Source organism: Geodermatophilus sp. FMUSA9-8, from assembly GCF_037034165.1.
In the GTDB taxonomy this organism is placed as follows: Bacteria; Actinomycetota; Actinomycetes; order Mycobacteriales; family Geodermatophilaceae; genus Geodermatophilus; species Geodermatophilus nigrescens.
Genome location: NZ_JBAGKE010000007.1, coordinates 223905 through 247924 on the forward strand (window position 1 = coordinate 223905; position 24020 = coordinate 247924).

General features: G+C 75.7%; 25 protein-coding genes. 11 read left to right on the forward strand and 14 right to left on the reverse strand.

Annotated features, from left to right (window positions below; genetic code table 11):
• Nucleotides 1-37 precede the first annotated feature (37 nt).
• The 4 genes from WA616_RS16140 to WA616_RS16155 all read right to left on the reverse strand — a co-directional run bounded on the left by WA616_RS16140 (nucleotide 38) and on the right by WA616_RS16155 (nucleotide 5512).
• Nucleotides 38-2920, reverse strand: a complete 2883-nt coding sequence (locus WA616_RS16140) for a vitamin B12-dependent ribonucleotide reductase (RefSeq protein ID WP_336031386.1) — start codon at nucleotides 2918-2920, stop codon at nucleotides 38-40.
• A gap of 133 nt (nucleotides 2921-3053) precedes the next feature.
• On the reverse strand, nucleotides 3054-3593 hold the full coding sequence (gene nrdR / locus WA616_RS16145) for a transcriptional regulator NrdR (protein WP_336031389.1): 540 nt from the start codon (nucleotides 3591-3593) through the stop codon (nucleotides 3054-3056).
• 416 nt (nucleotides 3594-4009) lie between these two features.
• Complete coding sequence (locus WA616_RS16150; RefSeq protein ID WP_336031391.1) at nucleotides 4010-4684, reverse strand: hypothetical protein; 675 nt, start codon at nucleotides 4682-4684, stop codon at nucleotides 4010-4012.
• Nucleotides 4685-4870: 186 nt separating this feature from the next.
• Nucleotides 4871-5512 (reverse strand): LysM peptidoglycan-binding domain-containing protein, encoded by a 642-nt coding sequence (locus WA616_RS16155; RefSeq protein ID WP_336031393.1) that lies wholly within the window; start codon nucleotides 5510-5512, stop codon nucleotides 4871-4873.
• A gap of 292 nt (nucleotides 5513-5804) precedes the next feature.
• Here WA616_RS16155 and lexA point away from each other — a divergent pair, with 292 nt between their 5' ends.
• Entirely contained in the window at nucleotides 5805-6608 is an 804-nt protein-coding gene (gene lexA / locus WA616_RS16160) for a transcriptional repressor LexA (protein WP_073420576.1), read from the forward strand.
• A 70-nt stretch (nucleotides 6609-6678) separates the two neighbouring features.
• On the opposite strand, the gene WA616_RS16165 is transcribed toward lexA, so the two are convergent.
• The 3 genes from WA616_RS16165 to hflX all read right to left on the reverse strand — a co-directional run bounded on the left by WA616_RS16165 (nucleotide 6679) and on the right by hflX (nucleotide 10108).
• Nucleotides 6679-7767 carry a hypothetical protein gene (locus WA616_RS16165; RefSeq protein ID WP_336031395.1) on the reverse strand — a complete coding sequence of 363 codons (1089 nt, stop codon included), beginning with the start codon at nucleotides 7765-7767 and terminating at the stop codon, nucleotides 6679-6681.
• Nucleotides 7739-8488: a phosphatase PAP2 family protein gene (locus WA616_RS16170; protein ID WP_336031397.1), complete on the reverse strand. Its 750-nt coding sequence runs from the start codon at nucleotides 8486-8488 to the stop codon at nucleotides 7739-7741. The genes WA616_RS16165 and WA616_RS16170 overlap by 29 nt, the downstream gene beginning before the upstream one ends.
• 123 nt (nucleotides 8489-8611) lie before the next feature.
• Complete coding sequence (hflX, locus tag WA616_RS16175; protein ID WP_336031399.1) at nucleotides 8612-10108, reverse strand: GTPase HflX; 1497 nt, start codon at nucleotides 10106-10108, stop codon at nucleotides 8612-8614.
• Between the two features lie 162 nt (nucleotides 10109-10270).
• Between hflX and WA616_RS16180 the strand changes: the two genes are divergently transcribed.
• Nucleotides 10271-10486 carry a hypothetical protein gene (locus tag WA616_RS16180; RefSeq protein ID WP_073420579.1) on the forward strand — a complete coding sequence of 72 codons (216 nt, stop codon included), beginning with the start codon at nucleotides 10271-10273 and terminating at the stop codon, nucleotides 10484-10486.
• 37 nt (nucleotides 10487-10523) lie between these two features.
• On the opposite strand, the gene WA616_RS16185 is transcribed toward WA616_RS16180, so the two are convergent.
• Entirely contained in the window at nucleotides 10524-11138 is a 615-nt protein-coding gene (locus tag WA616_RS16185) for a TetR-like C-terminal domain-containing protein (RefSeq protein WP_336031401.1), read from the reverse strand.
• Nucleotides 11139-11214: 76 nt separating this feature from the next.
• On the opposite strand from WA616_RS16185, the gene WA616_RS16190 reads away from it, so the two are divergent.
• Nucleotides 11215-11904 (forward strand): hypothetical protein, encoded by a 690-nt coding sequence (locus WA616_RS16190; RefSeq protein WP_336031403.1) that lies wholly within the window; start codon nucleotides 11215-11217, stop codon nucleotides 11902-11904.
• Nucleotides 11901-12275 carry a nuclear transport factor 2 family protein gene (locus WA616_RS16195; protein ID WP_175562866.1) on the forward strand — a complete coding sequence of 125 codons (375 nt, stop codon included), beginning with the start codon at nucleotides 11901-11903 and terminating at the stop codon, nucleotides 12273-12275. The genes WA616_RS16190 and WA616_RS16195 overlap by 4 nt, the downstream gene beginning before the upstream one ends.
• A gap of 6 nt (nucleotides 12276-12281) precedes the next feature.
• Here the strand turns inward: WA616_RS16195 and dapF are convergent, their stop codons facing one another.
• The 3 genes from dapF to WA616_RS16210 are packed head-to-tail and all read right to left on the reverse strand — an operon-like array spanning nucleotide 12282 to nucleotide 14811.
• Nucleotides 12282-13178, reverse strand: coding sequence for a diaminopimelate epimerase (dapF, locus tag WA616_RS16200; protein ID WP_336031405.1), 897 nt, complete (start codon nucleotides 13176-13178; stop codon nucleotides 12282-12284).
• Nucleotides 13175-14107, reverse strand: coding sequence for a tRNA (adenosine(37)-N6)-dimethylallyltransferase MiaA (miaA, locus tag WA616_RS16205; RefSeq protein WP_336031407.1), 933 nt, complete (start codon nucleotides 14105-14107; stop codon nucleotides 13175-13177). Before miaA ends, dapF begins: the two co-directional genes overlap by 4 nt.
• Entirely contained in the window at nucleotides 14104-14811 is a 708-nt protein-coding gene (locus tag WA616_RS16210; RefSeq protein ID WP_336031409.1) for a hypothetical protein, read from the reverse strand. The genes miaA and WA616_RS16210 overlap by 4 nt, the downstream gene beginning before the upstream one ends.
• A 40-nt stretch (nucleotides 14812-14851) precedes the next feature.
• On the opposite strand from WA616_RS16210, the gene WA616_RS16215 reads away from it, so the two are divergent.
• Together WA616_RS16215 and WA616_RS16220 are read left to right on the forward strand one after the other, a co-directional pair.
• Nucleotides 14852-16360, forward strand: a complete 1509-nt coding sequence (locus WA616_RS16215; RefSeq protein WP_336031410.1) for a DUF349 domain-containing protein — start codon at nucleotides 14852-14854, stop codon at nucleotides 16358-16360.
• A complete protein-coding gene (locus WA616_RS16220) occupies nucleotides 16357-16860 on the forward strand; it encodes a GNAT family N-acetyltransferase (RefSeq protein ID WP_336031411.1) in 504 nt (167 codons plus the stop codon). Before WA616_RS16215 ends, WA616_RS16220 begins: the two co-directional genes overlap by 4 nt.
• Before the next feature lie 13 nt (nucleotides 16861-16873).
• On the opposite strand, the gene miaB is transcribed toward WA616_RS16220, so the two are convergent.
• The gene (gene miaB, locus WA616_RS16225) at nucleotides 16874-18349 is read right to left on the reverse strand and encodes a tRNA (N6-isopentenyl adenosine(37)-C2)-methylthiotransferase MiaB (protein ID WP_073420584.1); all 1476 of its coding nucleotides are present in this window, start codon (nucleotides 18347-18349) and stop codon (nucleotides 16874-16876) included.
• Between the two features lie 112 nt (nucleotides 18350-18461).
• On the opposite strand from miaB, the gene WA616_RS16230 reads away from it, so the two are divergent.
• The 5 genes from WA616_RS16230 (at nucleotide 18462) to WA616_RS16250 (ending at nucleotide 22551) form a co-directional block, all read left to right on the forward strand.
• A complete protein-coding gene (locus WA616_RS16230) occupies nucleotides 18462-19217 on the forward strand; it encodes an amino acid ABC transporter ATP-binding protein (protein WP_073420585.1) in 756 nt (251 codons plus the stop codon).
• Nucleotides 19218-19237: 20 nt separating this feature from the next.
• Nucleotides 19238-20131 carry a glutamate ABC transporter substrate-binding protein gene (locus WA616_RS16235; RefSeq protein WP_336031414.1) on the forward strand — a complete coding sequence of 298 codons (894 nt, stop codon included), beginning with the start codon at nucleotides 19238-19240 and terminating at the stop codon, nucleotides 20129-20131.
• A gap of 141 nt (nucleotides 20132-20272) precedes the next feature.
• A complete protein-coding gene (locus WA616_RS16240) occupies nucleotides 20273-20923 on the forward strand; it encodes an amino acid ABC transporter permease (protein ID WP_073420587.1) in 651 nt (216 codons plus the stop codon).
• Nucleotides 20920-21822: an amino acid ABC transporter permease gene (locus WA616_RS16245; protein ID WP_073420588.1), complete on the forward strand. Its 903-nt coding sequence runs from the start codon at nucleotides 20920-20922 to the stop codon at nucleotides 21820-21822. The genes WA616_RS16240 and WA616_RS16245 overlap by 4 nt, the downstream gene beginning before the upstream one ends.
• 165 nt (nucleotides 21823-21987) lie before the next feature.
• Nucleotides 21988-22551 (forward strand): hypothetical protein, encoded by a 564-nt coding sequence (locus tag WA616_RS16250; RefSeq protein ID WP_336031416.1) that lies wholly within the window; start codon nucleotides 21988-21990, stop codon nucleotides 22549-22551.
• 9 nt (nucleotides 22552-22560) lie between these two features.
• Here the strand turns inward: WA616_RS16250 and WA616_RS16255 are convergent, their stop codons facing one another.
• Together WA616_RS16255 and WA616_RS16260 are read right to left on the reverse strand one after the other, a co-directional pair.
• Nucleotides 22561-23250: an MBL fold metallo-hydrolase gene (locus WA616_RS16255; protein ID WP_336031417.1), complete on the reverse strand. Its 690-nt coding sequence runs from the start codon at nucleotides 23248-23250 to the stop codon at nucleotides 22561-22563.
• Nucleotides 23251-23364: 114 nt separating this feature from the next.
• The gene (locus tag WA616_RS16260) at nucleotides 23365-23907 is read right to left on the reverse strand and encodes a regulatory protein RecX (protein ID WP_336031418.1); all 543 of its coding nucleotides are present in this window, start codon (nucleotides 23905-23907) and stop codon (nucleotides 23365-23367) included.
• Nucleotides 23908-24020 lie beyond the last annotated feature (113 nt).

Consider the following 24020-nt stretch of genomic DNA (forward strand, 5'->3'; position numbering starts at 1 on the left):
TGCGGGACCGGGGCACCGGTCGTGGATCAGCCGTCGGTCAGCTGCAGCCGCTGGTGGAGCCGCAGCCCTCGCAGACGTAGCAGCTGCCCGCCGGGCGCATCTTCGTGCCGCAGGTCATGCACAGCGGCGCGTCGGTGGCGGTGCCGGTGACCAGCTCGAGGAGCTCGGCCGAGGAGTGGGCCTCCTTGATCGACTTCGGGCCCTCGGGGGTGACCTTCTCCTTGGCCACGCTCGTGGTGCCGGCCTCGGTCGGCACCGAGCCGCGCAGCGCCTCGACGTCGACCTCCTCCTCGACGACCTCCGCGGTGGAGGCCGAGCCGTAGTTCCCGGCCACCTGCGCGGCGCGCTCCTCGGCGCTGAAGATGCCGAGGGTGGCGCGGGTGTCGACCGGCAGGTGGTCCAGCGCCAGGCGACGGAAGATGTAGTCCATCACCGACTGGGCGATCCGGATGTCCGGGTCGTCGGTCATGCCGGCCGGCTCGAAGCGCATGTTGGTGAACTTCTGGATGTAGGTCTCCAGCGGCACACCGTGCTGCAGCGCGATCGAGATGCCGATCGAGAAGGCGTCCATGACACCGGCCAGGGTCGAGCCCTGCTTGCCCAGCTTGAGGAACACCTCGCCGAGGCTGCCGTCCTCGTACATCCCGGCCGTCATGTAGCCCTCGGCGCCGGCGACGCTGAACGACGTCGTCATGCTCTGGCGCTTCTTGGGCAGCCGGCGGCGCACCGGGTGCGACGTGGTGGCCACCGGGGCCGCCTCGACCTCGGCCACGGTCTCCGTCTTCTTGGCCTTGGCGTCGGACAGCGGCTGGCCGACCTTGCAGTTGTCGCGGTAGATCGCCAGCGCCTTGAGGCCGAGCTTCCAGCCCTGGAAGTAGATGTTCTCGACGTCCTCGACGGTCGCCGTCTCCGGCATGTTGACCGTCTTGCTGATGGCGCCGGAGATGAACGGCTGCACCGCGGCCATCATCCGGACGTGGCCCATCGGGGAGATGGCCCGCTCGCCCATGGCGCAGTCGAAGACCTCGTAGTGCTCCGGGCGCAGGCTCGGCGCGTCGACGACGTGGCCGTGCTCGGAGATGTACTCGACGATCGCCTCGACCTGCTCGTCCTGGTAGCCCAGGCTCTTGAGGGCCCGCGGGACGGTCTGGTTGACGATCTGCATGGAGCCGCCGCCGACCAGCTTCTTGTACTTGACCAGCGAGAAGTCCGGCTCGATGCCGGTCGTGTCGCAGTCCATCATGAAGCCGATCGTGCCGGTGGGGGCCAGCACGGAGGCCTGGGCGTTGCGCCAGCCGTTGTCCGCGCCGATCTCCAGGCACTCCTGCCACTGGGCGGTGGCGACGCGCAGCACGTCGGCGTCGTCGGCACCGACCGGGCGGATCGCGTCGTTGGCCGCGGCGTGCTTGCGCATGACCCGGGCGTGGGCGTCGGCGTTGCGGGCGAAGCCCTCGTAGGCGCCGACGATGCCGGCCAGCTCGGCCGAGCGCCGGTAGGCGGTGCCGGTCATCAGCGAGGTGATCGCCGCCGCCAGCGTCTGGCCGCCCCGCGAGTCGTAGGCGTGGCCGGTGGCCATGAGCAGGGCGCCGAGGTTGGCGTAGCCGATGCCCAGCTGGCGGTAGGCGCGGGTGGTCTCGCCGATCGGCTCGGTCGGGAAGTCGGCGAAGCAGATGGAGATGTCCATCGCCGTGATGACCAGCTCGACGGCCTTGACGAAGGTCCGCGAATCGAAGGTCCCGTCGTCCTTGAGGAACTTCATGAGGTTCAGGGACGCCAGGTTGCACGAGCTGTTGTCGAGGCTCATGTACTCCGAGCAGGGGTTGGACGCGTTGATCCGGCCCGTCTCGGGGTTGGTGTGCCAGTCGTTGATCGTGTCGTCGTACTGGATGCCGGGGTCGGCGCACTCCCACGCGGCCTGGGTGACCTTGCGGAACAGCTCCTTGGCGTCGACGGTCTCGATCACCGAGCCGTCGAGCCGGGCGCGCAGGCCGAACGGGTCGCCCTCCTCGACCGCGCGCATGAACTCGTCGGAGACGCGGACGCTGTTGTTCGCGTTCTGGTACTGGACGCTGGTGATGTCCTTGCCACCGAGGTCCATGTCGTAGCCGGCGTCGCGCAGCGCGCGGATCTTGTCCTCCTCGCGCGCCTTGGTCTCGATGAACTCCTCGATGTCGGGGTGGTCGATGTCGAGGACGACCATCTTCGCGGCGCGACGGGTGGCCCCACCGGACTTGATGGTGCCGGCGGAGGCATCGGCGCCGCGCATGAAGGAGACCGGCCCGGAGGCGGTGCCGCCGGAGGACAGCAGCTCCTTGGAGGAGCGGATGCGGGAGAGGTTCAGGCCGGCACCGGAGCCGCCCTTGAAGATCAGGCCCTCCTCGCGGTACCAGTTCAGGATCGAGTCCATCTCGTCGTCGACGGCGAGGATGAAGCAGGCGCTGACCTGCTGCGGGGCGCTCGTGCCGACGTTGAACCACACGGGGCTGTTGAAGCTGAAGTACTGGTGCATGAGCATCCAGGTCAGCTCGTGCTCGAAGACCTCGGCGTCGCCCTCGGTGGCGAAGTAGCCGTGCTCGCGACCGGCCGCACCGTAGGTGAGCACCACGCGGTCGATCAGCTGGCGCAGGCTCGTCTCCCGCTGCGGGGTGCCGACCGCGCCGCGGAAGTACTTCGTCGTGACGATGTTGGTGGCGTTGATGCTCCACTCGGCGGGGAACTCCACGCCGCGCTGCTCGAAGTTGATCGAGCCGTCGCGCCAGTTGGTCATGACGACGTCGCGGCGCTCCCAGGTCACCTCGTCGTACGGGTGCACACCGGCGGTGGTGAAGACGCGCTTGATCTTCAGGCCCTTCCCCCGGGTCGGCGCCTTGGCGGCGGCGCGACGCGTACGGCCTGCCACGCGGTCCTCGGTCTCGGTCACGAGCTCTCCCTTGGTGATCGGTGCGGGCGGCTGGGGAAGAGAGCCGCCCCTGTTCTAGCGGGTGGTGCTGACGGTTCTGGCTGTCCTGCGGGGGCCGTCGGCGGCGCTGCCGGCGGGTGGTGCTCGGGGATGGTCAGGTGCCCGCCGGCGCGCTGCGCCCGCTGCCCCGGCGGCGGGGCACCGGGGGCTCGAGCTGCAGGCCGGGCAGGGGCGGGGTGCCGCCGCGGTGGTGGCGCTCCCGCAGCTCGGTGATCTCCTTCTCGAAGTCCTCGACCGAGGTGAAGGCGCGGTACACGCTCGCGAAGCGCAGGTAGGCGACCTCGTCGAGCTCGCGCAGCGGCTGCAGGATGGCCAGCCCCACCTCGTTGCTCGGGACCTCGGCCACGCCGCTGGCGCGGATGGTGTCCTCCACCTGCTGGGCCAGCTGCTGGAGCTGGTCCTCGTCGACCGGCCGGCCCTGGCAGGCGCGGCGCACGCCGGCGACGACCTTGGAGCGGTTGAAGGGCTCGCTGACGCCGCTGCGCTTGACCACGGCGAGCACCGCCTCCTCCACGGTGGTGAAGCGGCGACCGCAGGCCGGGCACGAGCGGCGGCGGCGGGTGGTGGCCCCCTCGTCGGCCTCGCGCGAGTCGATCACCCGGCTGTCGGCGTTGTGGCAGAACGGGCAGCGCACTGCGGTTCACCTCCTCCGCGGACGGTCGGGCTGTGGACCCCTCTGGGGACATCCGGTGGAGACGCCGGGGAAGACCTGAGGACGAGCTGTGGAGGACTTCCATCGGTGCAACTACTAGATGTAGGGGGACAGTAGGCCGCCCTCCACTACATCTGCAAGACGACGCCGGGCGTGTCTCTTCCCGCGCGATGGGACCGTGACCCACTGGTGACCAGGCGCGAGCAGTTCTCCCACCCGTCACACGACACGCCGCGGCGCCGCGCGTGTCGGCGCGCGCGACACCGGGAGGTGGCGTACACGCGACGGCCGGGGCACTGCCTCCGGGCGCTGCTCCGGGCACTGCCTCCGGGCACGCGTGAGGGACGCGGAAGCCGGCCGGACCGGCCCCCGCGGGACATCCCGGCGGGAGGAGCGCCTCAGGCGGTGGGGACCGCCGGGCGGCCGCCGCGGGGGTTCGGCGCGAGGTCGCCGAGCCGGATGGGGCGGGTGAGCAGGTCGGGCTCGGGCGCGGGCAGGCGCACCGCGGGGGCGACGACGGTCGCGTCACCGACCGGGGCCGCCGTGGCGGGGGCCGCGACCGGGATCGCGGCCAGAGCCGCGGCGAGGGGCTCGGCAGGGGTGGCGGCGGCGTCCACGACGACCGCCGGCATCTCCGTCGTGAGCGCGCGGTGCCGGCCGGGGACGGCCTCGGCCGGCGCGCGGTGGCGGCCGGCGCCGGCGGCGCCGACGGCGGGCTGCTCGGCGGTGACGTCGCCGCCGTGCCGCCGGGACCGGCGCGACGCACGGGACGCGCGGCGCCCGCCGGCCGGCGCGCCGGACCCCTGGTCGAGGACGGGCTCCGGGGCGGGAGCGGGGGCGAGCGCGAGGTGGCGCTCGGGCAGCCGCACGTCGACCAGGCCGACCCACGTGCCGGCGCCCTCGACGACCCCGGGCACGTCGGCCCGCAGTCGTACCCAGGCCTCGCACGCGCCCGTCGCGTCGTGCCGCCAGCCGAGCATCGCGCCCGGCACCCAGGCGCCCTCGACGAGCACCTCGACGTCCTGCGGGGACCCGAAGGACACCGCGGCCCTGCTGTTCACGGCTGCTGACACGCTCCTGACCGTAGGTGCCGATCCGACCTCGGCGGGTGACCGACCGGGGGCCGATCGTTGACGAACTCGCGCCGCGCTTCTCGTCACTTCTCCGACCTCCGCACCGACACCGACACCGACTCCGACACCGACACCGCAGCGACACCGACACCGCAGCGACAGCGGCCTCAGCACCCGGGACCCGGCTCAGGGCAGCCGGAGCACCTGGCCGACCTCGACGACGGAGCCCTCGAGGTCGTTGAGCGCCTCGATCGCGTCGACGACGGCGCGCACGTCCTGGTCGTCGCGGGCGACCTCCGCGGCGATCGACCACACGGTGTCGCCCTCCCCCACCACGACGCTGCTGCCGGCGGCCAGCTGCAGCCCCTCGTCGGGCGCGAGGACCTCCCGGCCCAGCACCGCGCCGCCCACCCCGGCGGCGAGCACGAGGACAGCGACGAGCCGCCGCCCGCGGCCGGTCAGCCGGACCGGCACCGGGGCGGGCGCGGCCGGACGGCGGCCGGACCCCCGCGCGGGCTCGGCGCGCAACGGGCGGCCGCCGGGCCGCGCCGGGTCGCGCCGGGTGCGCGGCGCCTCGGCGGCCGGACCGGCGGAGGGACCCGTGGCCCGCGGCGCCGCGGCGGCCGGCCGGTCGGGCACCGGGCGCAGGTGACCGGCCACGCGCGGACCGGAGCCCGGCAGCGCGCCCGCCTCCCCCACGGCGCCGGCGGGCCGGCGCGGCGGCGTCCGGCGGGCCGCGGGCGCCGGTGCCCGCTCGTCGAGGAGCGGCCGCCACGGCACCCGCACCGCCGCGTCGAACTCGAGCACTGCCTGCCGCACGCCGCCCATGACCCGCTCCTCCTCGTCGACCGCCCTCGAACACGCGTTCGATTCGAACGTCTGTGCGATGTCTACCGCATGCCCCCGACGAGGTCGACACGACACCGCGGGTGTTTCGAACACACGTTTGAAGTGGCGGCCCCGAGGCGCTACGGTCCGACCAGCACCCCGTCCGTCCGGTGTCCCCCGCGGGACGTCCGTCCGCTCCCTCCCGGTCCACCCGGGAGCCGGGCGGCCGCCCGGGCGGCACGGCACCCGGGCAGGAGACCAGGTCGCGGCACGCGGCCGGCGAGGAGGAGACGTGGCGGGCACGAGCGGGACCGGCCGGCGCACGGACGGCGAGACGGCGCGAGGCACCACGGCCTCCCGCCGCCCGGCCGCCCGGCGGGGAGCGGACGCCGGGGGCGCCGCCACCGCCACGGGCACCGCCGCGGTGCGCACCTTCCCCGACCGGGCCGAGGCCGGCGACGGGCTCACCCAGCGCCAGCGCCGGGTCCTCGAGGTCATCCGCGACTCGATCGAGCGCCGCGGCTACCCGCCCTCGGTCCGGGAGATCGGCGAGGCGGTCGGCCTGTCGTCGGCGTCGTCGGTCGCCCACCAGCTGTCGGTGCTGCAGAAGAAGGGCTGGCTGCGGCGCGATCCGAACCGCCCCCGCGCGCTGGACGTCCGGCTGCCCGGCGACACCGCCGCCGAGTCGGCGCCGGCCGCCCCGGCCGCCGACGGCACGGCCGCCCCCACCTACGTCCCGCTGGTCGGCCGGATCGCCGCCGGTGGCCCGGTGCTGGCCGAGCAGGCGGTCGAGGACGTCTTCCCGCTGCCGCGCGAGCTCGTCGGCGACGGCACGCTGTTCATGCTCAAGGTCGCCGGTGACTCGATGGTCGACGCGGCCATCTGCGACGGCGACTGGGTCGTCGTGCGCCAGCAGCCGACCGCGGAGAACGGCGAGATCGTGGCCGCGATGCTCGACGGCGAGGCCACGGTGAAGACCTACAAGCGGCGCGACGGGCACGTGTGGCTGCTGCCGCACAACCCGGCGTACGAGCCCATCCCGGGCGACGAGGCGACCATCCTCGGCCGGGTGGTCACCGTCCTGCGCCGGGTCTGACGACAGCTCCCGGGGTCCGGCCCGCGCGCCGGACCCCGGGCGGGTCCGGGACGACCCGCGGGCGGTCGCGTCAGGCGGCGGGCGGCTGGCCGGCCGAGCGCCGCCGGCGCAGCCGCCCGGCGAGCCACACGAGCAGGGTGGCCACCGTGGCGGCGAGCAGCCCCGCGGCCAGCGGGGGCGTGCCGTCGTCGCCGCCGTCGAGCAGGCCCGACGGCCCGGCAGCGGTCGACGCGGGCGTCGCGGGTGCCGCCGTCCCCGCGGGGACGGGCACGAGCGTGACGTCCCCGGGCAGGCCCTCTCCCGCCACCAGCAGCGCGCCGCCGTCGGCGGTGAAGGACACCGCCTCCCCCTGCGGCGCGTCGGGGAGCGCCACCCGCACCGGCTCGCCGGCGAGCGCGGCCGGGACGTCGGAGCCGGCGAGCGGCCAGACGTAGGCGTCGGTGTAGGTGCGCAGCGCGATGCGGCTGCCGTCGCGCGCCACCGCGCCACCGGTCACCAGCAGCTGTCCCGCGCGGCCGACCGGCCCGCCCGGCGTGCCGGTCAGGGTGAAGGTCACCGTCCCGACGTCGGCCAGCGCGACCGTGCCGCCGTCGACCAGCGGCGCCGCGGGGCGGTAGACGTGGCTCGCGCCCAGCACCTCCTTGGTCACGATGTACGGCGTCCCGTCGGGGGCCACGAGCAGCGCCTCGGCGTCGTGCGGCCCGTCGGGGTAGGTGAGCCGGTACAGCGCCGTGCCGCCGTCGGGGCGCAGCGCGATGAGCGCGACGGTCGCCCGGGTGGCGTTGTTGTCGCCGGTGTCGGCGAGCCACACGGTGCCGTCGGCGCCGACGCCGAGGTCCTCGGGGTCGTAGGGGTCCAGCGGCGCGGTGGTCACGTCGACGACCTGGCACCCGCCGTCGAGGACGGCGACGCTCACCTGGTCCCCGCCGTCGGGGATGGCCAGCATCCGCTCGCCGACGTCGACGAGCCCGGACAGCTCGGCCAGCCGCGGATCGGTCACCTGACAGCGCACCGACGGCGCGGCCGTCTCCTCCGCGCGGGCCGGAGCCGCGAGCAGCGCGGGCAGCAGGGCGAGCGCGAGGGCCGGCGCGAGGACAGCGGCCGATGCCCGTCCCGCGCGCGCGGTCGCGCTAGGCGGGAGGACGGCCGGCTCGGGCACTCGCCCAGCGTGACAGGACGGATGCGTCGAGTGCGTGCACCACGCCCAGCAGGAGCAGCCCGACGGCCGCGCCGACGACCGCGTCGGTGACCCAGTGGAAGTCCAGCGACACCATCGCGATCCCGGTGGCGACCGGGCCGACGACGGCGAGCCACCACAGCAGCGTCTGCACGCGCGGGGGCAGGGCGTACTCGGCGGCCTGCCAGCGCGCGACGCCCCACATGAGCACGGCGTTGGCCACGTGCCCGGAGGGGTAGCTGGCGCCGTCGCGGTGGAAGAAGGACCCCGGGTAGGCGGGGGCGGTCCGGCCGGTGCCGAACTTGAAGGCGTAGACCACGACGGTGAGCAGGACCAGCGCGGTGAGCACCCGGACCAGGGGCAGCAGGGTGCGCCCGCGCACGCACAGCCAGGCCACCAGCCCGGCGAAGACGATGAGGATGGTGCCGCGGCCGCCGACCTGGGTGACCACCCAGACCGGCCAGTAGGCCGGCGAGTCCCGCAGGTCCCAACTGCTCACGACCTCCGAGACCTGCAGGTCCAGCCGCTCGAGGACGCCGCGGCTGAGCAGGTCGGCGGTGACCGCGACCGTCACGGCGAACGCGACCAGCAGCAGCCACCACGGCGGCCGGCCCGCGCGCACGGCGGGCGGCGGCACGGACGCGTCGCCGTCGGCCGGCGTCCCGCCCCGCACGGCGCCGCTCATGACACGGCCGCTGGTCACGTCGTCACGGTACCGGCCCGTGACCCGCCCGTGACCTCCCGAACGGGGGACGGCGAGCCGCCCGGGTGACCGGCGGGGGCCGGACACCCGGGCGGACGCCGGGAGGGGACGCGGGAGGAGCGGTCAGGCGACGGGGACGGCGAACCGCTCGAGCGCCGCGGCCAGGCCCCCGTCGACGCGGGCGGTCAGCCGGGTGCCGGCCGCCTCGTGCAGCTCGCTGAGCACCTCGCCGTCGCGGTGCACCCGGGCCACCAGGTCGCCCCGGTCGTAGGGCACCAGCACCTCGACCTCGACGTCGGGGTGCGGCAGCCGCGCCGACACGATCTCGCGGAGCTTCTCGATGCCCTCGCCGGTGCGCGCGGAGACCCACACCGCGCCGGGCAGCGCCTGACGGAGGGTGAGCACGTCGTCCTCGGTCATGGCGTCGACCTTGTTGACGACGATCAACTCCGGCACCGCGGCGGCGTCGATCTCGCGCAGCACCACGTGCACCGCGTCGATCTGGCCGAGCGGGTCGGGGTCGGAGCCGTCGACCACGTGCAGCAGCAGGTCGGCGCCGGCCACCTCCTCCAGCGTCGACCGGAACGCGTCGACGAGCTGGTGGGGCAGGTGCCGCACGAACCCGACGGTGTCGGTGAGCGTGTACTCGCGGCCGTCGGGCGACTGGGCCCGGCGCACCGTCGGGTCGAGGGTGGCGAACAGCGCGTCCTCCACCAGCACGCCCGCCCCGGTCAGCCGGTTGAGCAGGCTCGACTTGCCGGCGTTGGTGTAGCCGGCGATCGCCACGCTCGGGACGGCGTTGCGGCCGCGGGCCGAGCGCTGGGTGGCGCGCGCGGTGGCCATGCCGGCGATCTCGCGGCGCAGCTTGCTCACCCGCGCGCGGATCCGCCGGCGGTCGGTCTCGATCTTCGTCTCACCGGGACCGCGGGTACCGATGCCGCCACCACCGGCGACGCGGCCACCGGCCTGGCGGGACAGCGACTCACCCCAGCCGCGCAGGCGCGGCAGCATGTACTGCATCTGCGCCAGCTCGACCTGGGCCTTGCCCTCCCGGCTGGTGGCGTGCTGGGCGAAGATGTCGAGGATCAGCGCGGTCCGGTCGACCACCTTCACCTTGAGGATCTTCTCCAGCGCGTTGAGCTGGCCGGGGGTCAGCTCGCCGTCGGCGATGACGGTGTCGGCGCCGGTCGCGGCCACGATGTCGCGGATCTCGGCGGCCTTGCCCGAGCCCACGTAGGTGCCGGCGTCGGGCTTGTCGCGCCGCTGGCTCACGGCCTCGAGCACCTCCGAGCCCGCCGTCTCGGCGAGCGCGGCCAGCTCGGCCAGCGAGCGGTCGGCGTCGGCCTGGGTGCCCTCGGTCCAGACGCCCACGAGCACCACGCGCTCGAGGCGCAGCTGCCGGTACTCGACCTCGCTGACGTCGGCGAGCTCGGTGGACAGGCCCGCCACGCGGCGCAGCGCGCCACGCGCCTCGAGGTCGTAGGAGCCGGTGGTCCCGTCGACGTCGTCGGCGGTGTCCCACTGCCCGGCCGGGGCGGGGCGGACGTCGGCCGGCGGGGCGGCGCGGTCGGCCCGGTCCTGTGCGTCGTCGAGCACGGCGCGGTTCTGTGCGGTCGTCATCACGTCCAATGTGACACGGGCGGGAGCGGCGGTCACCTGGGTTGTCTTCTCTGCAGTCGTCATACGCCGGGTACAACACCGGAACGGGTCAGGTGCATCCCGCGGGGAGCCGGGTAGGGCGCGACGAGGACCACGACGACGACGCCGACCCAGGAGGCACCCGTGAGCACCAGCAGCAGCGAGGGCATCGAGGACCCGGGCCGCGACCCCGCCGGCCTCGAGGTGCCCCGCAACCCCTTCGGCGGCGCCGACCAGGACACCGGTCGCGGCGAGCCGCGCGGCACCGGCAACGTGGGCCCCGGCGACAAGCCGGAGGCGCCGACCGACGAGCCGGAGACCCGCGCCGACACCCCGGACGACCCCGCGGCCGACCGCTAGCGGCAGCCGGCCGGGTCCCGCTGCGGGCCCGGCCGGGTCACAGTCCCGACTCGACCATGTCGAGGGTGCGCTCGAGCACGCGCTCCCGGCGGTCGGGCGGCAGCCGGCGCAGCGGGCCCTCGGTCAGCAGCACCGCCAGCCCGTGCACGGCGGCCCAGGCCGCGGCCGCGGCGTCGGTCCGCCGGTCCTCGTCGAGGACGCCCGTGTCGACCAGGTCCGTGATGCATGCCTCCAGGACGCCGAACGGGTCGGCGCCGGGCAGGCGGCCGCGGTCGTGCCGGTTGGCCACCTGGAACAGCCCGGGCTCGTCGAGGACGAACTCGACGTAGGCACGGCCGGAGGCGCGGAACCGGCGCCGCGCCGCCGTCGCGGTGCCCGGCGCCGTGTCGGCGTCGGCGTCGGCGTCGGCGTCGGCGATCCGTGCCGCCAGCCGCTCGGCCAGCCGCCGGCGTCCCACGTCCCCCACGGCCACGAGCAGGTCCTCCCGCCCCTCGGGGAAGTGCCGGTAGGCGGCGGAGGCCGAGACCCCCAGGCCGGCGGCCAGCCGGTTGAGCCCCACCGCCGCCTCGCCGCCCTCCCGCGCGGCGGCGACCGCGGCCTCGACCAGCGCCGCCTTGAGGTCGCCGTGGTGGTAGGTCGCCCGCGCCGTCACGACCGCATCCTGCCACCGATGTTGACGCCGTTCACACCTCGGCCTATGTTCATGCCGTTCACACAGGAGGTGTGCGGTGTACGTGTCGTGGACGGCCCTGGAGCTGGAGGCCCCGGCCGCGGTGTGCCCCTGGCGGCCCGCCGGCGCCGCGTCCAGCCAGGCCGGCATCGCCGGTGCCGGACGGGCCGAGCTGCCCGAGGACCCCGGCACCTGGTGGTCGGTCCTCGGGACGTGGGACGACCCGGTGGAGGCGCTGCGCGCGGCACCGGCGCCCGGCGGCCCGGTGCGCGCCGCCTGGCACGTCGTCCTCCAGCCGGTGTCCTACCGGGGCGACGCGGTGCTCGCCGGCGGCGCCCGCCCCTTCGACCGGCTCCCCCGCCGGGGGAAGGTGGCCGGCGCCGCCGCCGTGATCACCCTGGCCGGGCTGGGGGACGACGCCGCGCGCACCGGGGAGTTCCTCGAGCGCTTCGGGGTCCTGGGCCGGCAGGTGCGCGACGCCCCCGGCTCCCTGGCCGCGCTCGTCCAGGCGCCGGACGACGGCGCCGTCCTCACCTTCTCCGCGTGGCGCACCCTGCGCGACGCCGTCACGTGGGCCTACCACCGGCCGGAGCACGCCGCCGCGGTCGCGCGGCACGAGGCCCACCGGCTGCTGCCGAGCACCGGCTTCCTCCGCTGTGCCGTCCTGGGCAGCTCCGGCACGCTCGGCGGCACCGACCCCCTCGCCGGCCTCACCGGCACCCCCGTCCTCCCGGAGGAGACCCCGTGACCACTGCCGACCACCTCGACCCCGTGGACGCCTACGGGGCGGCCTGGCTCGCCACCGACGCCGCCGAGCGGCTGTCCCTGCTCGAGCGGGCCTGGGCGCCCGACGGCGTCTACTGCGACCCGCTCGCCCACGTCACCGGGCGCCAGGCGCTCTCCGACCACATCGCCGGGACGCAGGAGCAGCTCGCCGGCGGCCGCGTGGAGGTGACCAGCCGCCCCGTGCGCCACCACGACAGCGCGCTGTTCCACTGGCGCATCACCGACGCCGCCGGCACGACGGTGCTCACCGGCCTCGACGTGGTCCAGGTCGACGACGAGGGCCGCATCCGCCGGCTGACCGGCTTCTTCGACGACGCCCCGGCCCCATCCTGACCGGCGTCAGGCCCCGAGCCACTCCGGGGTGAGGTCCCCGGTCGCGACGACGACCGCGGGGCCGCGCAGCACCGTCGTCGCCGGGGAGACGTCGACCGTCAGCCGCCCACCCGGGACGTCGACGACGACCGTGCCGTGCTGCGGCCCCTCGGGTTCCGGCGACCGGGCGGCCAGCGCCGCGTAGGCCGTGGCGCACGCGCCGGTGCCGCAGGAGCGGGTCTCCCCCACCCCGCGCTCGTGCACCCGCAGGCGGACGTGCGCGTCGGCACCCTCGGCGGGGCTCGCCAGCACCTGCACGAACTCGACGTTGACGCCCTCGGGGAACAGGCCGTCGTCGAACCCCGGCTGGGCGGTGAGGTCGAGGGTGCCGAGGTCCGCGTCGGTCAGGCAGACCAGGTGCGGGTTGCCCATCGACACCGCCTGGCCGGGGAACGCCCGCCCGGCGACGGTGGCCTCGCCGCGCCCGAACGGCCGGGCCGGGCCCATGTCGACCCAGTAGCCGCCGCCCGCGTCGGCGCCCACCCGCCGCGGCCCGCCGCGGGTGCCCACGAGCACGCCGTCGGCGCAGGCGGCGCGGTCGAGCAGGCCCTCGGTGACCAGCACGTGCAGGAACAGCCGGATGCCGTTGCCGCACATCTCCGCGTGCGAGCCGTCGGCGTTGCGGTGGTCCATGAACCACTCGCACGCGTCGAGCTGATCGCCGAGGACGGCGGGGGCGTCGGGCACGTGCCGGCTGCGCACCACCCGCAGGACGCCGTCGCCGCCGAGGCCGGACCGGCGCTCGCACAGGCGCCGGACGAGGGCGGCGTCGAGGCGGTCCTCGGGCCAGCGGTCCCCGTCGGGATCGGGCAGGACGACGAAGTCGTTCTCGGTGCCGTGCCCGAGGAGGAACCGGTCGCTCACCGCCCGATCGTACGGCCGGCGAGCAGCGCCTCGACCGCGCCGGCGAGGTCGGGGCGGGCGGCGTCGAACCACGCCGTCGCCGGATCGCGGCGGAACCACGACCGCTGCCGGCGGACGAAGCGGCGGGTGGTGGTCACCGTGCGCTCGCGTGCCTCGCCGGGGGTCAGTTCGCCGTCCAGCTGGGCGAGCACCTGCGCGTAGCCAAGCGCCCGGGAGGCGGTGGGGCCCTCCCGCAGGCCCTCGGCCACCAGCGCCTCCACCTCGGCGACGAACCCGGCCGCCCACATCCGGTCCACCCGGGTGGCGACCCGCCCGTCGAGCTCGGCGACCTCCCGGTCCAGGCCGACGACGACGGCCGGGTAGTGCGGCCGCGGCTCGGGCAACGTGGCGCGGAACGGCCCGCCGGTCAGCTCCACCACCTCCAGCGCACGCACGATCCGCCGGCCGTTGGAGGGCAGGACGGCGGCCGCGGCGGCCGGGTCGACGGCGGCCAGCCGGGCGTGCAGCGCAGCGGGCCCGGACGCCTCCAGCTCGGCCTGCAGGCGGGCCCGCACGGCGGGGTCGGTGCCGGGGATGTCGAGGTCGTCGAGGGCGGCGCGCACGTACAGGCCCGACCCGCCGACCAGCAGCGGCAGCCGGCCCGCCGCCCGCAGCCGGTCGACCTCCGCCCGGGCCAGCCGCGCGTACTCCGCCACCGACGCCGCCTGCCGCACCGGCCAGACGTCGAGCAGGTGGTGCGGCACGCCCCGGCGCTCGGCGGCGTCGGGCTTGGCGGTGCCGATGTCCATGCCGCGGTAGAGCTGCATGGAGTCGGCGTTGACCACCTCGCCGCCGAGCCGCTGCGCCAGCTCCACCGCCAGCGCGGTCTTGCCGGTGGCGGTGGGGCCCACCACCGCGACCACGGGCGGCAGCGCACCCCCCGCGGTCACCGGGCGGTCCAGGACGCCACCAGGTAGCCGACGCCGAACGGCGCCTCGTCGGCGAGCAGCCGCGCCTCGACATCGCGCCCGGCCAGCAGCGCCCCGACCGCGCGCCACACCGGCACGCCGGCCGCCATCAGCCGCGCCCCCTCGGCGGCGTCGAGGCCGGCCAGCGCGGCGGCGTCCCCCGTCGCGAGCGCGGCGGCGACGGCGGCGTCGAAGGGGGCGGCGGCCTCGTCGAGGTGCCCGGGCGCCTTGACGCCGCGCCGCGCCGACCCGTCGCCCAGCGCCAGCACGCCGACCGTCCCGGACAGCCCCGCGACGACGGCGGCGAGGTCCCGCGGGCCGGCGCCCACCCGGGTCCCGGCGTGCCCCGCCTCGTCCAGCAGCCAGGCGCCGACGGTCAGGCCGGGCGGCGTCCGGCGCCCGCCCGGACGCACCCCGCCGGACAGCGGCACCTCGACGTCGACGCCGAAGCCGCGCAGGTCCCCGGCGTCGCCCTGCCCGTAGCGGCCCTCGGCGTCGGGGGCGACGAGGACGACGACCTCGGGACCGGCCGCGAGCAGCGCGTCGATGGCCGTGGCGCAGGCGGCCCGCAGCCCGGCGGTGTCCGCGGCGGCGCGGCCGGCGACCCGCGGGAGGAGCAGCGGGGGGCACGGGCAGAAGGCGACCGACAGGGGCGGCGTGCCGGTCGGGCCGGGCGGGCTGCTCACCGCACGAGTGTCGCGGATGCGGCGTGGGACACTGCGGTGCGTGTCGAGCACGGAGAACCCCGGAGACGGGTCGCAGCAGGTCCCCACGCCCGAGACGGCGGGTCCCGACGCGGTCACCCCCGACGCGGGGACGCCCGCCGCCCCCACCCCGGAGGCGGCCGCGCTGGCCGACCCGACGGCGGATGCGGCGCCCGTCGCGGAGCCGACGACCGAGCCCACCGCGGAGATCCCCGCCGAGGTCCCGGCCGAGGCCGCCCCGGAGCAGGCCGCCCCGGAGCAGGCCGTCCCGGAGCAGGCCGCCCCGGTGCCGCACGCCCCGGAGACCGCGGTGGCCGCCACCTCGGACCCCGCGCAGTGGGGCCGGGTGGACGACGAGGGCACCGTCTACGTGCGCACCGCCGACGGCGAGCGCGCCGTCGGGTCCTGGCAGGCCGGCGAGCCCGCCGCCGGGCTCGCGCACTTCGCCCGCCGCTACGACGACCTGGCCACCGAGGTGTCGCTGCTCGAGGCACGGCTCAAGGCGCACACCGGCAACCCCTCGGAGATCAAGACCAAGGCGCAGGCGCTCGCCGAGACCATCCCCACCGCCACCGCCGTCGGCGACCTCGACGGCCTGGCCGCCCGCGCCCGCGCGATGGTGGAGACCGCCGACTCCGCGGCCGCCGAGTCGCGCGCCGAGAAGGCCGCCGCCCGCGCCGCGCAGGTCGCCCGCAAGGAGGCGCTGGCCGCCGAGGCGGAGCAGATCGCCGCGGAGTCGACGTCGTGGAAGGCCGCCGGCGACCGCCTCAAGGCGATCGTCGAGGAGTGGAAGACGATCCGCGGCATCGACCGCAAGACCGACGAGGCGCTGTGGACCCGGTTCGCCGCGGCCCGCGACGCCTTCGGCCGGCGGCGCGGCGCGCACTTCGCCGCGCTCGACGCGCAGCGCGGTGAGGCGCGGGCGGCCAAGCAGGAGCTGATCGCCGAGGCGCAGCGGCTGTCGGCGTCGACCGACTGGGGCCCGACCAGCGCCGCCATGCGCTCGCTGATGGACCGGTGGAAGGCCGTGCCGCGCACCGGCCGCGACGGCGACGACGACCTGTGGAAGCAGTTCCGCGCCGCGCAGGACGTCTTCTTCAGCGCCCGCTCCGAGTCCGACAAGGCGCGCAACAGCGAGCAGGCCGCCAACCAGCAGGCCAAGGAGGAGCTGCTCGCCGAGGCCGAGAAGCTCGACCCCTCCACCGACCTGCGCGGCGCCCAGGCGGCGCTGCGGCGGATCCAGGAGCGCTACGACGCGATCGGCCACGTGCCGCGCGGCGCGATGCGCTCGCTGGAGGACCGCATGCAGGCCGTCGAGCAGCGGGTGCGCGGCGCGGCCGACGCCGGCCGGGTGCGCACCGCGCCGGAGAACCCGATGGTCACCTCGATGCGCGCGGCGGTGACCAAGGCCGAGGAGCAGCTGGCCAAGGCCGAGGCGTCCGGGGACGCCCGGCGCATCTCGCAGGCGCAGGCCGACCTGGCCACCCGCCGCGAGTGGCTGGCCGAGGCCGAGAAGGCCGCCCGGCGGTGACCGGGCCGGGGCACGCCCCCGGGGTCCGTGTGCGCGAGGCGGGCGACCGCGACCACGCCGCCGTCCGGCGGATGCTGACCGCCTACCACCTCACGACCGAGCGCGAGAAGGGCTGCCCGGTCGACGACGCCGCCCGGCTCCCCTCCGCGTACCGCGCGGAGATCGCCGCCGGGCGGCCCGCGACCGGCCGGCTCTTCCTCCTCCTCGACGACGACGCGGGCGCCGTCGGCACGTACGTGCTCGCGCCGACGCCGGACCGGTCGGCCGCCGAGCTCAAGCGGCTCTGGGTCGAGCCGGCGGAGCGGGGCCGGGGGTTGGGCGAGCTGGCCCTCCGGGACGCCGTCCGGCGGTGCGCGGAGGCCGGGACCGGGACGCTCCGGCTCAGCGTGTGGGAGTGGCGGTCCGCGGCGATCTCGCTCTACCGCCGGATGGGCTTCACCGACCACCCGCCGTGGGACCCGCGCCCCGGCCTCGTCTGCCTGGGACGGCGCACGGGCTGACGCCGGCTGCCGGTCAGCAGCCGGCGGTCGCCGGGAGCGGCGCGGGGACGCCGATCGACGGCATGCCCAGGGAGACGCCGGGCGTCGTCGGCCGGGTGCCGGCCTCGTGCGCGTCGCCGGCGCGGGTGCGGCGGTGCGACAGCAGCGGACCGTCGGCGACCAGGTGGTGCGGCGCGGCCGCCGTCACGACGGTCTCGACGACGTCGCCCGGGCGCACGCCCTCGCCGCCCGCGAAGTGCACCAGCCGCCCGTCACGGGCGCGGCCGCTCATCCGCCCGGTGCGGGCGTCCTTGCTGCCCTCCCCCGCCGCGGCCAGCAGCTCCACCGTGCGCCCGACCTGCGCGCGGTTCTCGGCCCAGCTGATCTCGTCCTGCAGGGCGGTCAGCCGCAGGTAGCGCTCCTGCACGACCTCCTTGGGCAGCTGGCCGTCCATCTCGGCGGCCGGCGTCCCGGGACGCTTGGAGTACTGGAAGGTGAAGGCGCTGGCGAAGCGCGCCTGCCGGACCACCTCGAGGGTCTGCTCGAAGTCGGCCTCGGTCTCGCCGGGGAACCCGACGATGACGTCGGTGGTGATGGCCGCGTCGGGCATCGCGGCGCGGACCCGGTCGATAATCCCGAGGTAGCGCTCCTGCCGGTAGCCGCGGCGCATGCGGCGCAGGACGTCGTCGGACCCGCTCTGCAGCGGCATGTGCAGCTGGTGGCACACCGCGGGCGTCCCGGCCATGGCCTCGATGACGTCGTCGGTGAACTCCCGCGGGTGCGGGCTGGTGAACCGGACCCGCTCCAGGCCCTCGATGCGGCCGGTCGCGCGCAGCAGGTCGGCGAAGGCGCCGCGGTCGCGGAAGCCCACGCCGTAGGCGTTGACGTTCTGGCCGAGCAGGGTCACCTCGAGCACGCCCTGGTCGACGAGCGCCTGCACCTCGGCGAGGATCTCGCCGGGCCGTCGGTCCTCCTCCTTGCCGCGCAGCGACGGGACGATGCAGAACGTGCAGGTGTTGTTGCACCCGACGCTGATCGACACCCAGCCCGAGTAGGCCGAGTCCCGCTTGGCGGGCAGCGTGGACGGGAAGACCTCGAGCGCCTCGGCGATCTCCACCTGGGCCTCGGCGTTGTGCCGGGCGCGCTCGAGCAGCGCCGGCAGCGACCCGACGTTGTGGGTGCCGAAGACGACGTCGACCCAAGGGGCGCGACGCACGATCTCGCCGCGGTCCTTCTGCGCCAGGCACCCGCCGACGGCGATCTGCATCCCCGGGTGCGCGTCCTTGACCGGGCGCAGGTGGCCGAGGTTGCCGTAGAGGCGGTTGTCGGCGTTCTCCCGCACCGCGCAGGTGTTGAGCACGACGACGTCGGCGTCGGCCCCCTCGGGCGCGGCGGCGTACCCCGCGGCCTCGAGCAGGCCGGAGAGGCGCTCGGAGTCGTGCACGTTCATCTGGCACCCGTAGGTGCGCACGCGGTAGGTGCGCTGCGGGCTGTCGACCTCGGTTCCCATGGCGGCATCGAGGGTACGGCGCGGCTCCGGTCACACGGCGTCACCGACTCCGTTACTGGATCGTGACGGCCCCGGGACCACCGCGTCCCCGCGCGGCCCTAGGGTCCTCCTGGTGACCAGCCAGCTAGCCGGAGGACCTCTCGTCCAGCTGACCGGCGTCAACAAGTGGTTCGGTGAGCTGCACGTGCTGCAGGACATCGACCTCTCGATCGACCGCGGCGAGGTCGTCGTCGTCATCGGGCCGTCGGGCTCGGGCAAGTCGACGCTGTGCCGGACGATCAACCGGCTCGAGACGATCCAGCAGGGCGAGATCCGCATCGACGGCGAGAAGCTGCCCGAGGAGGGCAAGGCGCTCGCCCGGCTGCGCAGCGACGTCGGGATGGTGTTCCAGAGCTTCAACCTGTTCGCGCACAAGACGATCCTCGAGAACGTCACGCTCGCCCCGACGAAGGTGCGCCGGCAGTCGAAGGCGCAGGCGGAGCAGCGGGCGCGGGAGCTCCTGGACCGGGTCGGCGTCGGCCACCAGGCCGACAAGTACCCGGCACAGCTGTCCGGCGGCCAGCAGCAGCGGGTGGCGATCGCCCGGGCGCTGGCGATGGACCCCAAGGTGATCCTCTTCGACGAGCCGACGTCGGCGCTCGACCCGGAGATGATCAACGAGGTCCTCGACGTCATGACGACGCTGGCCCGCGAGGGCATGACGATGGTCGTCGTCACCCACGAGATGGGCTTCGCCCGCCGGGCGGCCAACCGCGTCGTCTTCATGGACGGCGGCCGGATCGTCGAGGCCGCCGAGCCGGAGACGTTCTTCTCCAACCCGCGCTCGGAGCGGGCCCGCGACTTCCTCTCCAAGATCCTCAACCACTAGAACCCACGGGAGGACACCCCATGCGCACCACCCGGAAGGTGGCGGCCCTCGCCGCCCTCGGCCTCACCCTCGCCGCCTGCTCCAGCGAGGCGGGCAGCCAGGCCGAGGAGTCGGCGTCCAGCGACCCCACCGCCGCCGAGGACGTCGACTTCCCCGAGGGCTCGACGATGGCCGAGCTCAACGAGGCCGGCGCGATCACCATCGGCACCAAGTACGACCAGCCCGGTTTCGGCCTGCTCAACCCGCAGTCGGGCGCCCCCGAGGGCTTCGACGTCGAGATCGCCAAGATCGTGGCCGCCGAGCTCGGCATCCCCGAGGACGGCATCACCTGGACGGAGACGGTGTCGGCCAACCGCGAGCCGTTCATCCAGAACGGCCAGGTCGACATGGTCGTGGCCACCTACACGATCAACGACGCCCGCAAGCAGGTCGTCGACTTCGCCGGCCCGTACTACGTCGCCGGCCAGGACATCATGGTCGCCGAGGGCAACCCCGAGGGCATCGAGGGCCCGGAGGACCTGGCCGGCAAGACGGTCTGCTCGGTCGAGGGCTCCACCCCCGCCCAGCGGATCCGGGACGAGTACCCCGAGGCCAACCTCGTGACCTACGACGTCTACTCCAAGTGCGCCGACGACCTGCGCAACGGCGGGGTCCAGGCCGTCACCACCGACAACGTCATCCTCACGGGCCTGGTCGCCGGCAGCGACGGCGCGTTCGAGCTCGTGGGCAACCCCTTCACCGAGGAGCCCTACGGCATCGGCATGGAGCTCGGCGACACCGACTTCCGCAACTTCGTCAACGACGTGCTCGAGGAGTCCTTCGAGGACGGCCGCTGGGCCGACGCCTGGGACCGCACCGCCGGTGCGATCACCGGCGAGGAGGCCCCCGAGCCGCCGTCGGTCGACCGCTACTGAGCACCGCGGTGCCGCCGGGCGGGTCTCCCCCGCCCGGCGGCACCGGCTCGCGCCCGGACGACGGGCCTTGATGACCTCCCCTGGACGACCTCCCCTGGACGACCTTCCCCTTGACGACCTTCCCCTTGACGACGAGGCGCGATGCAGTTCCTGAGTGACAACGCCGACCTGCTGTGGAGCGCGTTCCTGACGACGCTCTCGCTGGCCGTGGTCAGCGGCGTGTGCGCCCTGGTGCTCGGCACCGTGCTGGCCGGCATGCGGGTCAGCCCGATCGCGCCGCTGCGCGGCCTGGCCACGTTCTACGTCGAGGTCTTCCGCAACACCCCGCTGACGGTGGTGTTCTTCTTCCTCGCCTTCGGCATCGTGCAGATCGACCTGCAGTTCCCGAGCCGCTTCATCACCGCCGTCGCCGCCCTGTCGCTCTACACCGCGGCGTTCGTCTGCGAGGCGCTGCGCTCGGGCATCAACGCCGTCCCGTCCGGGCAGGCCGAGGCCGCCCGCGCGCTCGGGCTGACGTTCGGGCAGTCGCTGCGCCAGATCGTGCTCCCGCAGGCCTTCCGCACCGTCGTGCCGCCGCTGGGCAACGTGTGGATCGCGCTGGCCAAGAACACCTCGATCGCCGCCGGGTTCGCCGTCACCGACCTGACCGCGGCGCTGCAGCGCCTGGCCAACGCCAACGCCGACCAGCTGCTGGCCGTCTTCGCCGCCGTCGTCGCCGGCTACCTGGTCATCACACTGCCCTCCGCCTGGCTCATCCGGGTGGTCGAGAACCGGGTGGCGATCGTCCGATGAGCACCAACGTCCTGTTCGACCTGCCCGGGCCGCGCGCCCGCCGCCGGCAGCGCATCGGCACCGTCGTCGGCGCGCTGCTCATCGCGGCGCTGATCGGGCTGGCGCTCTACCGCCTGGGCGCCAACGGCCAGCTCGAGGCCGACCGCTGGGCGGTGCTGTTCGACCCGGCGTCGGGGGTGCCGCAGGCGCTCGGCGAGGGGCTGCTCAACACCCTGAGCGTGGCCGCGGTGGGCATGGTGCTCGCGACGGTGTTCGGCGCGCTGCTGGCCGTGGGCCGGCTGTCGGACCACGCGTGGGTGCGCGGTCCCGTGGGCGTGGTCATCGAGCTCTTCCGCGCCGTGCCGCTGCTGATCCTCATCCTGTTCTGCCTGCTGTTCCTGCCGACCGTCGGCGTCCCGATGACCGCCTTCCGGGCGCTGGTGCTGGGGCTGACGCTCTACAACATGGCCGTGCTGGCCGAGATCTTCCGGGCCGGCATCCTGTCGGTCGACCGCGGGCAGCGCGAGGCCGCCTTCGCCCTCGGCATGCGCAAGACCCAGGTGATGACGCTCGTCCTGCTGCCGCAGGCGGTCCGCCGGATGCTGCCGGTGCTGGTGGCGCAGCTGGTCGTCCTGCTCAAGGACAGCTCGCTCGGCTTCATCGTGAGCTACCTGGAGCTGCTGCGGACCGCGCGCAGCCTGGTCGAGTTCTTCAACTTCAGCTTCGGCAACCGCTACACCTTCCAGCTCTACGTGGCGGCCGGGCTCATCTACATCGTCGTCAACGTGCTGCTCTCGCAGCTGGCGAAGTACGTGGAGAAGCGCACCCGGCGCAACCGCAAGACGGCGGGCACCGGGCAGGTCGAGCTGCCGGCCGACGCGCAGATGGGCGGCGGCAGCGGGGTGGCCGCGACGCCCTGACCGGCGCCGGCGGGCCGCGGGGTGCGTGCGCCCCGGGTGGCCGGTGGGCCGGGCGGGGCGGGTGCGGCGGTCACCGGACGGTCACGCGGTGTCCCGCGCGTCCCGCGGTCCGCGACGGCCCCGTGTGTCGTCCGGCTCCGGGGCGCGGCTGCCGAGAGAGACGGCGTGGACACCGCTCTCCGCCCCGTCGTGCCGCCGCTGCCCTCCGTGGTGCGCGTCCCCGAGGGGCAGGCCGACGCCGCGCAGGAGTTCGTGAACCGGCTCCGTGCCGCGGCACCGCGCTTCGCGGAGGCCGCGCTGGCGGAGTCCGCGGTCGTCCGCGAGGTGGTGCCGCCGGCGCGGCACCGGCGGGCGCGCTGCCGCATCGTGCTGCGGGCCGCCGACGGCGGTGAGCGCGACCTGACCTTCGTCGGCACGGTGGACCGCCCCTCGCCGCGGCCCGGCCCGGCGTTCGAGGAGCAGATCGCGCGCTGGCTGGCCGCCGCGCCCGCCGAGGAGGACGCGGGCCTGGTCGACGACGACGAGTCGCCCGACGGCCTGGCGATCGACCTGACGGCCTGGACGCCGCCGGTCGCCGCACCCACCCCTCCCCCGGTCTCCGTCCCCGGGGCGCCCGCCGTCTCCCCGGTCGTGCCGCCGGTGACCACGCTGCCCACGGTCGCCATGCCGGCCGTGACCCCCGGCGCCGGGCTGCCGACCCAGGTGAGGGGGATCCCGGTCGCCGGCTGACCGGACCGCTCAGCCGAAGGGGTCGGTGGCCGCGCGCAGGGCCGCGGCCGCTCCCCCGGCGACCGGCTGCCCGTGGCCGGGACAGACGACGTCGGCCTCCAGGCCGGCCAGGCGCTGCAGCGAGTCCCAGGCACGCGCCCGGTCGGCGTTGAACGGCCCGAGGACCAGCCCGCCCTCGTGCTCGGCGACCGTGTCGCCGGTGATCAGCACACCGGCCGCGGGCAGGTGCACCGCGAGGCTGCCGGGCGTGTGCCCGGGCACGGCCACCGCCACGGCGCCGCCGCCGAGGTCGGCCCCGTCGGCGACCGGTGTGGCCGCACGGCAGGCCGGCGCCCGCGGCAGCCCCGCCGACATGCGGGCGTGCAGAGCGCGCTCGCCGGGGGTGAGCACCGGCTCGGGGCCGGGCCGGTCGCGGCGGATGACCGGGACGTCGGCCGCGCCGGCGACCACCGGCGCGCGGCCCCAGGCGCGCACCGCCGCGGCCGAGCCGACGTGGTCGTCGTGGAAGTGGGTGAGCACGACGCGGCGGACGTCCTCGCGGCGCAGGCCGAGGGCGCCGAGCGCCTCGGCGATGGCGGGCGCGCTGCCGGCCGGGCCGGTGTCGACCAGCGTGACGCCGCCGTCGTGGCGCCACAGGTAGGCGTTGCTGATGCCGAGCGGGAGCAGGTGCAGGCCGGGGACCACCTCGGACACGCCCATGCCGGAACGCTAGGCCCGCCGGGCCCGGAGCCCCGCGTGTCGTCCGCCCGGGGCGGACAAGCCGGCGCGGGTCGTGCGGGGCCGCGCGGGCGGCGCGGGCTCGGGCGGCGCCGGTCAGGCGTCCTCGGCGTCCCAGCCGTCGGCGTCGGGGTCCTCGGTGCCGAAGCCGGTCTCGTCCATCACCTCGCGGACGACACCGGCGGCCAGCCCGCCGTTGTATCCCTTGCGGGCGAGCATGCCGATCAGCCGGCGGGTGGCGGTCTGCCGGTCGACGCGGCGCAGCGCGGGCAGCCGCCGCTCGACCAGGTGGCGGGCGGCGGCCCGCTCGTCGTCGTCGTCGACCTCGGCGAGGGCCTGCTCGGCCTCCTCGCCGTCGACGCCCTTGGCGCGCAGCTCGGCGCGCAGGGCGCGGCGGGCGAGGCCGCGGCCGGCCTGGCGGGAGGTGACCCAGGCCCGGGCGAAGGCGGCGTCGTCGATCAGCCCGACCTCCGTGAACCGGTCGAGGACGGCGGTGGCCGCCTCCTCCGGGATGCCGCGCCGCTCGAGGAGGTCGGCGAGCTGCTGCCGCGTACGGGCGGCACCGGTGAGCGCCCGCAGGCAGATGGCGCGGGCGACGGACTCGGGATCCCCGGCCTCGTCGGCCGGGGCGTCGTCCACCGCACCCTCGGGGAGGCCGGAGTCCTGACCGGGGAAGGCGGCGGCCGGGCCGTCCGGGTCAGGGGACGGCCCGGCGCGCCGCCGCCCGCGGCCGGCACGGTCGCCGGGACCCG

Excerpts from the sequence above, each read along its gene's own strand:
- WA616_RS16245 (WP_073420588.1), top strand. The coding sequence starts at position 20,920 with ATGAGCACCAACGTCCTGTTCGACCTGCCCGGGCCGCGCGCCCGCCGC.
- WA616_RS16155 (WP_336031393.1), bottom strand. The coding sequence starts at position 5,512 with ATGGGCGGCGTGCGGCAGGCAGTGCTCGAGTTCGACGCGGCGGTGCGG.
- WA616_RS16255 (WP_336031417.1), bottom strand. The coding sequence starts at position 23,250 with ATGGGCGTGTCCGAGGTGGTCCCCGGCCTGCACCTGCTCCCGCTCGGC.
- hflX (WP_336031399.1), bottom strand. The coding sequence starts at position 10,108 with ATGACGACCGCACAGAACCGCGCCGTGCTCGACGACGCACAGGACCGG.
- WA616_RS16240 (WP_073420587.1), top strand. The coding sequence starts at position 20,273 with ATGCAGTTCCTGAGTGACAACGCCGACCTGCTGTGGAGCGCGTTCCTG.
- miaB (WP_073420584.1), bottom strand. The coding sequence starts at position 18,349 with ATGGGAACCGAGGTCGACAGCCCGCAGCGCACCTACCGCGTGCGCACC.
- WA616_RS16235 (WP_336031414.1), top strand. The coding sequence starts at position 19,238 with ATGCGCACCACCCGGAAGGTGGCGGCCCTCGCCGCCCTCGGCCTCACC.